Raw genomic sequence first — 14,538 nt, 5'->3', positions numbered from 1 at the left:
ACCGGAGGAACATTCATGAACCGCTTGATGACGTTGACGGGAGCCGGACTTGCGCTTGCCCTTTCTGTTTCCATTGCTCAGGCGCAGGTGGTGGTGTCGTCTAAGATCGACACGGAGGGCGGCGTTCTCGGCAATATCATTCTCGCTGTCCTGAACCAGAACAAGATCGAAACGACAGATCGCATCCAGCTTGGCGCCACACCGGTTGTGCGAAAAGCGATCACCGCGGGCGAAATCGACATCTATCCGGAATATACCGGCAACGCCGCCTTCTTTTTCTCCAAGGCGGACGATCCGCTCTGGAAAGATGCCGTCAAGGGTTATGAAGAGGCCAAAACGCTCGATTACGATGCCAACAAGATCGTCTGGTTGACACCATCGCCGGCCAACAACACTTGGGCAATTGCCCTGCGCAAGGATGTCGCCGACAAGAACAATCTGAAGACGCTTTCCGACTTCGGCAAATATGTTGCCGATGGCGGCGAGGTGGTCCTTGCCGCTTCTTCCGAATTCGTCAATTCCGCCGCAGCGCTGCCTGCATTTCAGACCACCTATGGCTTCACCATGAAGCCTGACCAGCTGATCACGCTTTCCGGCGGCGACACCGCTGCCACGATCGCCGCCGCCGCCAACCAGACGAACAACGCCAATGCAGCCATGGTCTATGGCACGGATGGCGGCATCGCCCCCTCCGGCCTTGTGGTGCTGGAGGACGACAAGCATGTGCAGCCGGTCTATCAGCCAGCACCGATCATTCGCGAAGAGGTTCTCAAAAAGCACCCGAATATTGAGGAACTGCTGAAACCGGTGTTCGAAAAGCTCGATCTGGCAACGCTGCAGGATTTGAACGCCCGCGTGCAGGTGGGTGGCGAACAGGCCAAGACCGTAGCGCTCGACTTTCTGACCAAGAACGGTTTCGTCAAGTAACACTCGCGGCGCTGGAGCGGACTTCGGGAACGGAAGCGTTCTCCTGGTCCCGCCCTAACCCAGGGGAGGGAAGCTGGATTTGACGAAATGGCCTGACAAGGTGGGCGTACTGATTTCGTGCCTGCTTCTTTATGCGCTTTTTATATCGCCCTTCATGACATTCCGCGCAAACCGGATCGTTCAGGGCGAAACAAGAACGGTCTTCGAAGCCCTTCCGGCTGCGGCTGCCGCCGTTCTCACCACCATCATTCTCCTTGCGGCTTTCATCGCATTTTTCCGCTTTCCCGCGCGACTGAAGCTCACAGTCGCGCTGGCCGGCCTTGCTGCACTGGCGGCTTTTGTCGGCCAGGCGGCGTCTTTCCTCACGCCGCAGGGTAATGGCTTTGCCCGCGTTTCGCCCGCCAGCGGTTTCTGGCTGATATTTGCCGGATTGGCTCTGCTCACCACGGATTGTATTGCGCGTCTCCAGCCGAAGCCCGCCGTTCGGATTTTACTGTTGCTGGTGGCCATGGCCGCGCTTGCGGCGGTGCTGGCAAGCGGCCTCTGGAACGATCTCTCCATCATCAAGGAATATACCGGCCGGGCCGATATATTCTGGACCGAGGCCCTGCGGCACGTGGAGCTTGCCATCGGCTCGCTGATCGCGGCGACCATCGCGGGTATTCCGCTCGGCATCCTCTGTTACAAGGTCGAACGGCTGCGGGCGGGGGTGCTGAACACCCTCAATATCGTCCAGACCATCCCCTCCATCGCCCTTTTCGGTTTGCTGATCGCGCCGCTCGGATGGATCGCGGCCACGGTCCCGGGTGCAGCGAAGATCGGCATTGCCGGCATCGGCATGGCGCCCGCCTTCGTGGCGCTGTTTCTCTATTCGCTGCTGCCGGTGGTTTCCAACACGGTGGTCGGCCTTGCCGGGGTTTCGCAGGCGGTGCGGGAAGCGGCGCGCGGCCTTGGCATGACACCGGTGCAACGGCTGCTGCGGGTGGAATTTCCGCTGGCCATGCCGGTCATCCTCACCGGTATTCGCATCGTGCTGGTGCAGAATATCGGGCTGGCGACGATCGCGGCCCTGATCGGCGGCGGTGGTTTTGGCGTTTTCGTGTTTCAGGGCATCGGGCAGACGGCCATGGATCTCGTGCTGCTTGGCACCGTGCCCACCGTTCTTCTCGGCTTTGCCACCGCGATCACCCTCGATGCCCTCATCGACAGCAATCTCTTCAGCGCAGGCGGAAGGCAAAAGGCATGATCGAGATCGACACCATCACGAAACGATATGGCGATACGACCGTCGTGGATCAGGTATCGCTAACGGTAGCGCCGCGCACCGTCACCGTCATCGTCGGCACCTCGGGGTCGGGAAAAACCACCCTGCTGCGCATGATAAACCGGCTGGTGGAGCCAACCTCCGGCATGATCCGGATCGACGGAGAGGATGTCAGTACGATACCTGGCTTCAAACTGCGCCGCCAGATAGGCTATGCCATTCAGGGCCACGGCCTGTTTCCGCACCGGACGGTCGCCGAAAATATCGCGACCGTGCCGCAGCTGATCGGCTGGGACCGCAAGCGCATCGCGGCCAAGATCGATGCGCTGATGCACCTCTTCCAGCTTGACCCCGCGCTCTATGCCGACCGTTTCCCACATGAACTCTCAGGCGGTCAGCAGCAGCGTGTCGGCGTGGCGCGTGCGCTGGCCGCAGAACCCAACATTCTTCTGATGGACGAGCCCTTCGGCGCCTTGGACCCGGTGATCCGCGCCAAGGCCCAGAACGATCTTCTCGATATCCAGAAGAAGCTCGGCGTCACAGTCGTTCTTGTCACCCATGATATGGACGAGGCTTTTCATCTGGCGGATCGTATCGCCGTGATGGACAAGGGCCGGATCGTGCAGGACTGCCCACCAGCTGAGCTCGTGCTGAAACCGGCGACGGATTTCGTCGCCACCATGATCGGCGAAAACGAACGGGCCCTGAAACTGCTTTCTGTTCTCTCCGTTGCCGATGTCGTGGAGCCGGGAAACGCAGAGGGCGAACCGCTCAACGAACATACAAGCCAGCGCGACGCCCTATCAGCAATGTTATGGGCGGGCTGCGACGCCTTGCCGATAGTCAAAGACAATGGGCAACCCGCCGGCCGGGTACGGCGTGACGTTCTCCTCCAGCGTGCCGCCGGAATTCCATGAAAAACGCATTATCCTTCCTTGCTCTCGGTTTTCTGACGCTGGCGCTGATCATCTTCCTTGCCGTGCCGCAGATCTTCGCACCCCTGTTCCGCCCTCTCGTGCAGGCCAATGCGCCGGTAATCTACACGCAGGCAAATCTCTTTTCCCTGACGCTGTCGCATCTCACCACAGTCGCAATTGCGACCGGGCTCGCCACACTCACGGCGGGCGCGCTTGCGGTTCTCGTCACCCGGCCATTCGGGACGGATTTCCTGCCGCTCTCGCGCAGCATCGTCAATATCGGCCAGACTTTTCCGCCCGTGGCAGTGCTGGCGCTTGCCGTACCGATAATCGGTTTTGGCGAAAAACCAACGCTTATAGCGCTGTTTCTCTACGCGCTGCTGCCGGTTTTCGAAAATACGCTGACAGGGCTGACCACCCTGCCCGCCACCGTGATGGATGCCGCGAGAGGCAGCGGCATGACCGGCTGGCAACGGCTTCTCAAAGTGGAATTGCCGCTCGCCCTTCCGGCCATTCTGGCGGGCATCAGGCTTTCGGCGGTCATCAGCCTTTCCACCGCTACCATCGGCTCGACAGTCGCGGCGCATACGCTCGGTGAAGTGATCATTGCCGGTCTGCAATCCAACAACCTCGCCTTCATTCTGCAGGGCGGGCTTATCGTTGCGGCGCTGGCGATCCTGATTCACACCGGCTTTTCCGCGCTGGAAAAAGCCGCAGCCCGCAAAACCGGGCACTGACATGGGCAAGCCCCGCATTTTTGTATTCCCGATATCTGCCGCACATGTTAGGGGCTGACCGTCGAAACAGAAATATCAGAGGTTCGGGTGACACAGGCAATTGTCGTGATGGGAGTGAGCGGCTCTGGCAAGTCCACGGTCGCAGAGGAACTGGCGGAAAAACTGGGTATTGCCTTCATCGAGGGCGACAAGCTTCACCCTAAATCCAATGTCGATAAAATGTCCGAGGGTATTCCCCTGACTGACGAAGATCGCTGGCCCTGGCTCGATCTGATCGGCGCGGAACTGCGCAAGGGCAGCGAAAATAACGGTGTCGTCGTTTCCTGCTCGGCGCTCAAGAAAATCTATCGCGACCGGATTCGCAAGGCTACCGGCGGCCCGCTTGCCTTCGTTTATCTGGATGGCAGCCTGGAACTTCTCAGCCGGCGCATGGGTGAACGCAAAGGCCATTTCATGCCACTTTCGCTGCTGCAGACCCAGCTTGCCACGCTGGAAGTGCCGACCGGCGAACCGGGCGTCGTAACCGTCAGCATCGACACCACACCCGAGGATATTGCGAAAAACGCACTTTCCGGTTTGAAGGCGGTAACGTTCTAAAATCCGAGCCTGTCGCGCATGCCGTACCACCATGCACCAAGCACGGTCAGCGGCACGCGGAACGTCTTGCCGCCCGGGAACGGATAGTTCGGCAGCGAACTCCAGATATCGAAACGTTCAGCGTGACCGGCAACGGCCTCGCCCAATATCTTGCCAAGCAGATGCGTGGTCGTGACGCCATGGCCGCTGTCGCCATGCGAAAAATAGATATTGTCCGAGAGCCTGCCCATATGCGGGATGCGCGTCAGGGTCAGCGCGAAATTGCCGCTCCAGGCGAAGTCGATCTTCGTCTTTTCCAGTTGCGGGAAGGTCTTCAGCATGTTCGGCCGGATCACGCCCGTCAGATCGGCAGGGTCGCTGCCGCCATAACCGATGCCGCCGCCATAGAGCAGGCGATTATCCGAGGTGCGGCGGTAATAATCGAGAATGTAATTGGCATCCTCGACGCAATAATCGGCGGGCAGAAGCTCCTCAATCAGGTCGGCATCGAGCGGCTCCGTCGCCATGACCTGGCTTGAGACGGGCATCATCCGCTCGCCGATTTCCGGTAGCAATGTGCCGAGATAGGCATTGCCGCAGACGAGAACATATTTCGTCCTCACACTGCCCGTCGCGGTCCGCACGACGGGGTTCTCCCCCTGCTCTACCGCAATGACCCGCGAATTTTCGAATATCCGAGCACCGAGGCTTTCAGCCGCCGCCGCTTCCCCCTGCACCAGATTGAGCGGGTGGATGTGGCCACCGAGGCGGTCGATCATACCGCCGGCATAACGGTCCGTCTTCACATACTGGCCGACATCCGCCTTGGAGACCATTTCGAGCCCGCCATGGCCGTGTTTTTCCCAATGGGCCTTGTGAGCTTCCATTTCGCGGATCTGTTTCGGCGTAAAGGCGGCAAAGAAACCGCCATCGACGAGATCGCAGTCGATGGCGTATTTCGCGATGCGGCTGCGGATGATATCGCCGCCTTCAAGCGACATTTCTCCGAGCTTCACCGCCTTTTCGTGCCCGTAACGGCCGGCGATGGTCTCGAGATCACGGCTATAACCGTTGACGATCTGGCCGCCATTGCGACCCGAAGCGCCGAAACCGACCCGCACACCTTCAAGAACGATGACGGAATAGCCGCGCTCACTGAGTTCAAGCGCTGCGGAAATGCCGGTGAAACCGCCGCCGATGACGCAGACATCCGCTTCCAGCGCGCCTTCAAGTGTCGGCCGCACGGATTTGACATTGGCGGAGGCCGCGTACCAGGAGGATGTGTGGCCGGGATTGGGAATGTTCGTTACCTCAGCCATCTCACACCGTCCTGATATAGGCGTCATATTCGACGTCGGTTACACGCAGGGAAAATTCGGAAAGCTCCTGCTGTTTGCAGGCGGAAAACAGCGTCCGGTACTTCTGGCCGAGCGTCGCATAGGCAAAGCTCGATCGTGTGAAGCGCTGCAATGCATAGTCCCAGTTGGTGGGCAGCGGCTCGTGGTTGATCGCGTGGCTGTCGCCGGCAATCGCGCCGCCGGGTTGGCGTTTCTCCTTCATGCCGGCAAGCGCGGCGCTCAGGATCATCGCGACAACGAGATAGGGATTGGTATCGGCACCGGCGACGCGATGTTCGATACGCGTCGCCGCCTTGCTGGCAACGATGACACGCACCGCCGCCGAGCGGTTGTCGATGCCCCAGGAGGCATAGGTTGGCGCATGTTCGCTGGGGGTCAACCGGCGATAGGAATTGGCATGGGGCGCGAAGATCGCCATGCTTTCCCCCATGTTTTCCAAGAGGCCGCCAACCGAATGCATCAGCGCATCCGACGGGCCATTTTCCCCGGCGTAGATGTTCCTGCCGTCCCTATCGAGAACGGAAAAATGCACATGCATGCCGTTGCCGGCCTGCAAACCGTAAGGCTTGGCCATGAAGGTCGCGTCGAGATCGTGCCGGCGCGCCACGCCCTTGACGATGCGCTTCAGGAAAACGGCAAAATCGGCGGCCTGCAGGGCATCCGGCACATGGTTGAGATTGATTTCATATTGTCCGGGGCCGTTTTCGCGCAGCGTCGTATCGGCAAGAACGCCCTGCGCCCGACAGGCTGTGGCAATGTCATGGAAGACATCCTCGAAATCCTGCAATTCGGAAATCGACAGAACCTGTGTCTGGCCCGTATGCCACCGGCCCTCGCGGCTATGCGGCGGACGGACCGGGTCAAGTGCAGAGCGGACGGGATCGATCAGGTAAAATTCGAGTTCGGTCGCCACGACCGGCGTGAGACCGGCCTTTTTATAGGCGCTCAGAACCTGCGCCAGAACATGGCGCGGATCACCATAAAAACCGGTTCCATCCGGATTTTTCATCGCCAGCAGAACCTGTGCTGTCGGCCTGCCAAGCCATGTAACCCGCGACAGCGTGCCGGGAACGGGGAAGCAAAAACCATCGGGATCGCCCGTGCCTTCCGCAAGACCTGCGGCATGCACATCCCGCCCCCATATATCCAACGCATAAACGGAACGGGGGATAGCCATTCCCTTTTCAAGAACGTCGATTGCCCGTTCGCGCGGAATCCACTTGCCGCGCGGCACACCATTCGCGTCTATGACGAAAGCTTCAAGTATTTCGATATCGGGGTTATCGGCGAAAAATTTCTTTGCGTTTTCAATATCATCCATCATGCACCAGCAAGCCGTTTCCATCTCGTTTCATGCGCAGCGAAGGTCGCTAACGAAAATCGTCCTGCTGCTGATAGATGAGAAACCTCGCCACCATGATGACGTTTGCCCCTTTTCCCCTTTGCACTTGACCATGTTACGTGGCCTGTCCCCGGAAGGCCAGCGGATTTAGCTATCAGGGATTGAACCTTTCCGGGCGATAGGCGTCGATGGCGATAACAGGCGTTTCGCCCAGCATGGTTTCCGCCAGCACACGGCCGGTGATCGGCCCAAGCGTGAGGCCGTGATGGGCATGTCCGAAAGCAAACCACAATGTTTTATGACGCGGTGCCTTGCCGATGATCGGCATCATATCCGGCGTGCAGGGCCGCGCGCCCATCCACGGTTCCGCATCCAGCCTGCCGCCAAGAGGAAAGACGGTGCGCGCCACCCGTTCCGCCCGCTCGATCTGCACGGGAGATTTCGGTGCATCGCGCTCGGCAAATTCCGCACCCGTCGTCAGGCGGATACCCTTGCGCATCGGCGCAAGGAAATACCCACGCTCGGCATCGATCAGCCAGTTATTGAGCTTCGTGCCCTCCTGGGGCGCATAATGCATGTGATAGCCGCGCTTCACGCCAAGCGGGAAACGGTAACCCAGCCGTTCCGTGACGGTATCCGCCCAGGGACCGAGCGCCACGACGGCATGTTCGGCCTCGATTGCGCCGGTCTCGGTGCGCACCGTCCAGCCGCTTGTCGTTTGGCTGAGGGTGAAGGCATCGCCCCGGACAAAAGTTCCGCCGAGGCTTTCAAACAGTTTGACATAGGCAAGCGTCAGCGCGTGCGGATCAAGCACCGACCACGGGTCATCCCATTTCAGCCCGCCGACGAAATCCCGGCTGAGATGCGGTTCGGCCGCGGCCAGCTTTTCGGCATCGAGTTTGGTGTGGGATATGCCGTGCTCGCGCGAAAGACGCTCGGCAAAGGCATAATCAGCGTCCCGCCTTGCGGCGGTCCTATAGGCCTGCATCCAGCCATTTTTCACGATCAGATCGCCGGCCTTAGCCTCGTCGATCAGGATGCTGTGCTCGGAAACTGAATGTTCGATCAGCGGCGTATAGGCGCGAGCGATCGTGGCATGCCGCATGGCTGCGGAATTATACCAGTAACGGCCGAGGAAAGGCGCCATTCTCGGCAGGGCAGAGGGCCTATAACGGACATCGATCCTGTTGTTCAGCGAATAGCGCAGCAGCAGCGCAAGGTCGTGCGTGAAGCCATAAGGTACCACGCCCTCTCTCTGGATCAGCCCCGCATTACCGAAAGAGGTCTCTTCGCCCGGTCCGCGCCGGTCCACCAGCACTACCGATTTGCCCCTCCGGGCCAGTTGCAAAGCGACAGAGACCCCAATGATCCCCGCTCCCAAAACGACCACATCCGCTGCCATCGCAATCAATCCGTTTCCATGTCACGTCCATCGCAACATGGGTCGGCATTTTCCGCGAAGCAACAGAAAAATCATTGCCTTAATGGAAAATTCGACGCGCCTTACTGGCTGACCGCTTTCGTTTTCACCGCCTCGATATTGAAGGCCGCCGCCAGCAGCGCCTTGGTATAGTCCTGCTGCGGGTTGGCGAAAATATCCGCCGCCGGACCGCTCTCCACCACCTTGCCGTGGCGCATGACAATCAGGTCGTTGGCAAGCGCCTTCACCACCTTCAGATCGTGGCTGATGAAGAGATAAGCCAGCTCGTGCTTTGCCTGGAGATCGCGCAAGAGATCGACCACCTGCGCCTGCACACTCATGTCGAGCGCGGATGTCGGCTCATCCAGCATGACGAAACGGGGTTTAAGCACCATGGCGCGGGCAATGGCGATGCGCTGGCGCTGGCCTCCGGAAAACTCATGCGGATACCGCCAGCGGGTGGCCGGATCGAGGCCGACCTCTTCCAGCGCAGTGGCCACACGGGTATCGCGCTCGTCGGCCGAAAGAGATCGCTCATGCACTTTCAGGCCCTCGGCGACGATCTCGCCTACGGACATGCGCGGGCTGAGCGAACCGTAAGGGTCCTGAAACACCACCTGCAGCCGGTTTCTGAGCGGCTTCATCATTTCATAGGAATAGTGGTCGATCGACTGGCCGATGAAGCTGATACGTCCCTCAGACGCGATCAGCCGCGAGAGAGCCAAACCGAGCGTCGTCTTGCCCGAGCCGGATTCGCCCACCACGCCCACCGTCTGGCCTGCACGCAGGGTGATATCGATACCGTCGACCGCTTTCACATGGTCGACCACCCGACGCATCAGCCCCGCCTTGATCGGGAACCAGACCTTGATATCGTCGCCCTGCATGACCACGGGTTTGCTGGCGTCGGAAAGCGGCGGCTCACCCTTCGGTTCGGCAGCCAGAAGATGGCGGGTATAGGCGTGTTGCGGATCGGTAAACACCTGCTCCACCGTGCCGGTCTCGACGATCTTTCCCTTGGTCATGACGCAGACGCGGTCGGCAAATTTGCGGACGATACCGAGGTCATGGGTGATGAACAGCATGGACATGCCGTGCTGCGTTTTCAGATCACCGAGCAGCTCGAGAATCTGGGCCTGAACCGTCACGTCAAGCGCCGTCGTGGGTTCATCGGCGATGAGCAGTTTCGGCCGGTTGGCAAGCGCCATGGCGATCATCACACGCTGCCGCTGGCCGCCGGACAATTCATGCGGATAGGCCTTCAGGCGCTTTTCCGGTTCGCGAATGCCCACTTGAAGCAACAGTTCCAGCGTACGCGCCCGCGCCTCCGCGCCCGTAATCGCCTGATGCAGCTCCAGAATCTCACCGATCTGCCGCTCGATGGTGTGGAGCGGGTTGAGCGAGGTCATCGGTTCCTGAAAGATCATCGTGATGTCGTTGCCGCGCACGGCGCGAAGCGCACGTTCCGGCAGGGTCAGCATATCCTTGCCGTCGAACAGGATTTTCCCCGAAGGATGGCTCGCTGCCGGATAGGGCAGCAATTTGAGGATGGAATTCGTAGTGACCGACTTACCGGAACCGGATTCGCCGACGAGGGCGACAACTTCGCCCGGCATCAGGTCGAAGGAGACGTGATCGACAGCGACGCTCGTCGCGCCGCCCTGATGGAAGGCGACGGAGAGATCCCGGACAGAGAGAAGCGGCTGAATATTTGTTTCCGTCATGGCGATCACCGAAACGTCTTGCGTGGGTCGAAGGCGTCTCTAACCGCCTCGCCGACGAAGATAAGGAGGGAGAGCATGATGGACATGGTGAAGAAGGCGGTGAGACCAAGCCAGGGCGCCTGAAGATTGTTCTTGCCCTGCGCGATCATCTCGCCCAGCGACGGCGATCCCGGCGGCATGCCGAAGCCGAGGAAATCGAGTGAGGTCAATGTGGTGATCGAACCGGACAGGATGAAGGGCAGGAAGGTAAGCGTTGCCACCATGGCGTTGGGCAGAAGATGCCGGAACATGATCGTCCAGTTGCCGACGCCAAGGGCGCGGGCGGCGCGGACATATTCGAAGTTTCTGGCACGCAGGAATTCGGCCCGGACGATGCCGACGAAGCCAACCCATGAAAAGAGCAGCATGATGCCGAGCAGCACGAAGAAGCCCGGCGGCAGGATGGCCGCGATGATGAGCAGGATGTAAAGCACCGGCATTGACGACCAGATTTCGATGAAACGCTGCAGAAGCAGATCCGTCCAGCCGCCGAAGTAACCCTGAATGGCGCCGGCCGTGACCCCCACGAGGGCGGACGCGATGGTGAGCGTCAGGCCGAAAAGAACGGAAATACGGAAGCCATAGATCATCCGCGCCGTGACGTCGCGCGCCTGATTGTCCGTTCCAAGCCAGTTGAGATTGCCGAGCGTGCAGCCGGGATCGGCATTGCCCTGCGGATAGGCCGAGCACCGTTCCTTTTCATCCATCAGCCAGAAGGGCGCGGTGGGAGCGGAATGCGGAATATTGGAATTGACCGTCTGATAGGAATAACGGATCGGCGGCCAGATCATCCAGCCATTGGCGTTGATCTCATCCTGAATGAAGGAGGATTTGTAGTCGGTCTGGGCCAGGAACCCACCGAATTTTTCCTCCGGATAATCAACCATGACCGGCACCAGAATCTCACCCTTGTAGGAGGCGAGGACGGGTTTGTCATTGGCGATGAATTCCGCGATCAGGCTCAGGAAAAACAGGATCAGGAACAGCCAGAAGGACCAGTAACCGCGCCGGTTTGCCTTGAAATTCTGCCAACGGCGCTTGGTGGTTGGCGAAAACCACGGGCGCTTCGGTTTCACCAGCGTTTCCGTTTCTGCGGTATGGGCAAGTGTCATCACACGTCCCTCCGCTCGAAGTCGATACGTGGATCGATCCATGTATAGATCAGGTCGGAAATCAGGCCGACCACGAGGCCCATCAGCGAGAAGATGAAGAGTGTGCCGAACACGATCGGGTAATCACGGTTGACCACCGAGAGATAACCGAGGCGACCGAGGCCATCGAGCGAGAAGATGTTTTCGATCAGCAGCGAACCGGTGAAGAAGGCCGAGATGAAGGCGCCCGGGAAACCGGCGATCACGATCAGCATCGCGTTGCGGAAGACGTGGCCATAAAGAACCCTGCGTTCGCTAAGACCCTTGGCGCGGGCGGTGATGACATATTGCTTCTTGATCTCGTCGATGAAGGAATTCTTGGTCAGAAGCGTCGTCGTCGCAAAAGCCGAGAGCGACAGCGCGATCAGCGGCAGGGTGAGGTGCCAGAAATAGTCGATGATCTTCTGCCACCAGTTCAGCTGCGCAAAATTATCCGACACCAGACCACGCAGCGGGAACCAGTCGAAGAACGAGCCGCCGGCGAAGAGGACGATGAGAAGAATGCCGAAGAGGAAGCTCGGCACCGCATAACCGATGATGATGATGCCTGATGTCCAGACATCGAAAGTCGAGCCGTCGGAAACGGCCTTCTTGATGCCGAGCGGAATGGAGATGATGTAGGAAATGATCAGGATCCAGAAGCCGAGCGACATCGACACCGGCAGCTTGTCGATGATGAGATCGATGACAGACGAGTTGCGGAAGAAGCTGTCGCCGAAATCGAAGCGGATATAATTCCACATCATCTCAAGAAAGCGGGTAAGCGGCGGCTTGTCGAAACCGAACTGTTTCTCAAGCTTGGCGATCAGCTCGGGATCAAGCCCCTGCGCACCGCGATATTTCGAGCCGCTTTCATCGAAACCGCCGGATTGGCCGAGAAGATCGCCGCCGCCGGAGAGACGGTCGGAAGCGCTGTCGCCCTGCCCCGTCAGCTGCGCGACGACCTGTTCCACCGGCCCGCCGGGCGCGAACTGGATGACGAGAAACGAAATGCCCATAATGCCGATAATGGTCGGGATCATCAGCGCCAGACGTCTGAGGATATAGGCGCCCATCAGCCCTTGCTCCCGGCCGATACGTCAGCGGTTTTCGTGTCTGTCAAACCCGGTCCTTTCCTGAAAGCGCTGCCCGCGCGCTTTGAGCGATTCGTCTCGCTCTATGTGAATCAAGCCTTGGCTGCGAAAGCAAGGCCGGCGTCAGTTTCCGGCCTGGCTTGACCACCATGCATCGGGAAAACCGACACCATATTCGGGCAGGTTTTCCGGGCGAATGAGCGTATTCCAGTAGGCGATGAACATCTCGCCACGGTAAAATTGCGGTATGACATAGCTGTTGGCCAGCAGCACCCGGTCGAGCGCGCGCGCTGCAGCCACCTGCTCATCGCGGTTGGGCGCGAATATGACCTTCCTGACCAACGCATCAACGGCCGGGTTCTTGATTCCGGCAATATTATTGGATCCCTGCCGATCGGCGGCGGCCGAGCCCCAGAAATCCGCCTGTTCGTTACCAGGGTTCGCCGAGGTCGCCCAGAGCTTGACGATCACGTCATAATCGAAACTGCGGGTGCGGTTGGTATATTGCGAGGCGTCGACCGTGCGGATCGTCGCGTTGATGCCGATCTTCTTCAGGTTCTGGACATAGGGCAGGATGGTTCTTTCCATGCCGGCGGAATCGATCAGAAACTCCATATCAAGCGGCTGTCCGCTCGCCGCATTGACCATGCGGTTGCCGCGCAGTTCGTAACCGGCCTCCTTCATCAGCTTGACCGCCTCGCGCAGATTGTCGCGCTGCTTGGCCGGATCACCGGCGACCGGGTTGCGATATTCTGTCGTGAAGACTTCCGGCGGAACCTGATCCTTCAGCTCCTGCAGAATTTCCAGCTCGCGACCGGTCGGCAGTCCGGAAGAGGCCAGTTCACTGCCCATGAAGAAGCTGTTGATGCGCTGGAATTGACCATAGGCCAGCGTCCGGTTCAGCTCCTCGAAATCGAAGGCGTAATTGAGCGCCTTGCGCAGTTTCGGGTTCTGGAACTTCTCCCTGCGCATGTTCGGCACGAAGGCCTGCATGATGCCGACGGAACGATAGATGTTCGGCAGCTCTTCCTTCTTGACGCGGCCCTCCTTGACGGCCGGAAAATCATAACCGGTGACCCAGCGGCTGGAGGAGGCTTCCTGCCGGAAATCGACGGTGCCGGACTTGAAGGCCTGAAAGTCCACATCCTGATCGGCAAAGAAGGTGTAGGCGATGGTTTTGAAATTATTCATCCCCACATTCACATTGACGTCCTTGCCCCAGTAGTCGTCGCGGCGTTCATAGGTGATTGTGGAGCCGGGAGAGACTGACGCAATCTTGTAGGGCCCCGAGCCCATGACCGGCTCGAGCGTGCCGCGCGAGATGTCGCGCGGCTTGCCGTCCGGACCGGCGGCCTCCCACCAGTGTTTGGGAACGATCAGCAATTGGCCGACGATCTGCGGCAATTCGCGATTGTTCTTTTCATCGAAAGTGAAGGTGATGTCCCTTTCGCCGCTCACCTCTGCCTTGGTGACATGGATGTAATAGGTCGCGAGCTGCGGGCTGAGGTCCTTCGCTTTTTCGAAGCTGAAGACGACATCCTCTGGCGTCACCGGCTTGCCATCAGCCCATTTGGCGTCCGCACGCAGCCGGAAGGTGGCCTTCGAAATATCGTCGGGATAGCTCACCCCCTCGGCCAGCAGGCCGTAGGAGGCAGACAGCTCCTCTTCCGTCGACTTCATCAATGTATCGAAAACCAGCGAAAGGCCCGTCGCCGCCTCACCCTTGGCGAGCAGCGGATTGAGCGTGTCGAAGGTGCCCGTCGTCGACAGGCGAAGCGTGCCGCCTTTTGGTGCCTTGGTGTTCACATAGTCAAAATGATCGAAGCCATCTGGATGTTTCAGTTCCCCGACCGTCGAAATCCCCTTTCGCCATACATCGGCCGATTGTGCGGAGGCCGCCGCCGGTATCAGCAGGGCGGATGCCGCAAGAGCGATGAGAAAGCGGGCTTTCAGTGGTGCCAATATCATTGGGGGAATGTCCCTGTTTTCGTGTTTGTTGGAGAGAGCATA

12 protein-coding genes are annotated in these 14,538 nt (G+C 59.3%); 5 read left to right on the top strand and 7 right to left on the bottom strand.

What is annotated here, in order from left to right; translation table 11 throughout:
• Positions 1–15 precede the first annotated feature (15 nt).
• From osmF to V6S97_RS09170, 5 genes are all read left to right on the top strand, one after another.
• A complete protein-coding gene (gene osmF, locus V6S97_RS09190) occupies positions 16–927 on the top strand; it encodes a glycine betaine ABC transporter substrate-binding protein OsmF (protein WP_060727099.1) in 912 nt (303 codons plus the stop codon).
• Between the two features lie 79 nt (positions 928–1,006).
• Positions 1,007–2,173 carry an ABC transporter permease gene (locus V6S97_RS09185; protein ID WP_165001555.1) on the top strand — a complete coding sequence of 389 codons (1,167 nt, stop codon included), beginning with the start codon at positions 1,007–1,009 and terminating at the stop codon, positions 2,171–2,173.
• Positions 2,170–3,108: an ABC transporter ATP-binding protein gene (locus V6S97_RS09180; RefSeq protein WP_113076049.1), complete on the top strand. Its 939-nt coding sequence runs from the start codon at positions 2,170–2,172 to the stop codon at positions 3,106–3,108. Before V6S97_RS09185 ends, V6S97_RS09180 begins: the two co-directional genes overlap by 4 nt.
• Positions 3,105–3,845, top strand: a complete 741-nt coding sequence (locus V6S97_RS09175) for an ABC transporter permease (RefSeq protein WP_113076048.1) — start codon at positions 3,105–3,107, stop codon at positions 3,843–3,845. The genes V6S97_RS09180 and V6S97_RS09175 overlap by 4 nt, the downstream gene beginning before the upstream one ends.
• A 108-nt stretch (positions 3,846–3,953) precedes the next feature.
• The gene (locus tag V6S97_RS09170; RefSeq protein WP_334426927.1) at positions 3,954–4,442 is read left to right on the top strand and encodes a gluconokinase; all 489 of its coding nucleotides are present in this window, start codon (positions 3,954–3,956) and stop codon (positions 4,440–4,442) included.
• On the opposite strand, the gene V6S97_RS09165 is transcribed toward V6S97_RS09170, so the two are convergent.
• From V6S97_RS09165 to V6S97_RS09135, 7 genes are all read right to left on the bottom strand, one after another.
• Positions 4,439–5,740, bottom strand: a complete 1,302-nt coding sequence (locus V6S97_RS09165) for an NAD(P)/FAD-dependent oxidoreductase (RefSeq protein ID WP_334426643.1) — start codon at positions 5,738–5,740, stop codon at positions 4,439–4,441. The genes V6S97_RS09170 and V6S97_RS09165 overlap by 4 nt on opposite strands.
• 1 nt (position 5,741) lies before the next feature.
• A complete protein-coding gene (locus tag V6S97_RS09160; protein WP_060727103.1) occupies positions 5,742–7,103 on the bottom strand; it encodes a glutamine synthetase family protein in 1,362 nt (453 codons plus the stop codon).
• A 172-nt stretch (positions 7,104–7,275) separates the two neighbouring features.
• Positions 7,276–8,523, bottom strand: coding sequence for an NAD(P)/FAD-dependent oxidoreductase (locus V6S97_RS09155; protein WP_035213090.1), 1,248 nt, complete (start codon positions 8,521–8,523; stop codon positions 7,276–7,278).
• Between the two features lie 101 nt (positions 8,524–8,624).
• Positions 8,625–10,265, bottom strand: coding sequence for an ABC transporter ATP-binding protein (locus tag V6S97_RS09150; protein WP_334426642.1), 1,641 nt, complete (start codon positions 10,263–10,265; stop codon positions 8,625–8,627).
• A gap of 5 nt (positions 10,266–10,270) precedes the next feature.
• Positions 10,271–11,416 (bottom strand): ABC transporter permease, encoded by a 1,146-nt coding sequence (locus tag V6S97_RS09145; protein WP_003507348.1) that lies wholly within the window; start codon positions 11,414–11,416, stop codon positions 10,271–10,273.
• Positions 11,416–12,510 (bottom strand): microcin C ABC transporter permease YejB, encoded by a 1,095-nt coding sequence (locus V6S97_RS09140; RefSeq protein WP_003507347.1) that lies wholly within the window; start codon positions 12,508–12,510, stop codon positions 11,416–11,418. Before V6S97_RS09140 ends, V6S97_RS09145 begins: the two co-directional genes overlap by 1 nt.
• Positions 12,511–12,651: 141 nt before the next feature.
• A complete protein-coding gene (locus V6S97_RS09135; protein WP_334426640.1) occupies positions 12,652–14,496 on the bottom strand; it encodes an extracellular solute-binding protein in 1,845 nt (614 codons plus the stop codon).
• Positions 14,497–14,538: the final 42 nt, after the last annotated feature.

This window comes from Agrobacterium sp. CCNWLW155, assembly GCF_036888815.1.
GTDB classification, from domain to species: domain Bacteria; phylum Pseudomonadota; class Alphaproteobacteria; order Rhizobiales; family Rhizobiaceae; genus Agrobacterium; species Agrobacterium radiobacter.
This window is presented reverse-complemented; position numbering and strand designations above follow the sequence as displayed.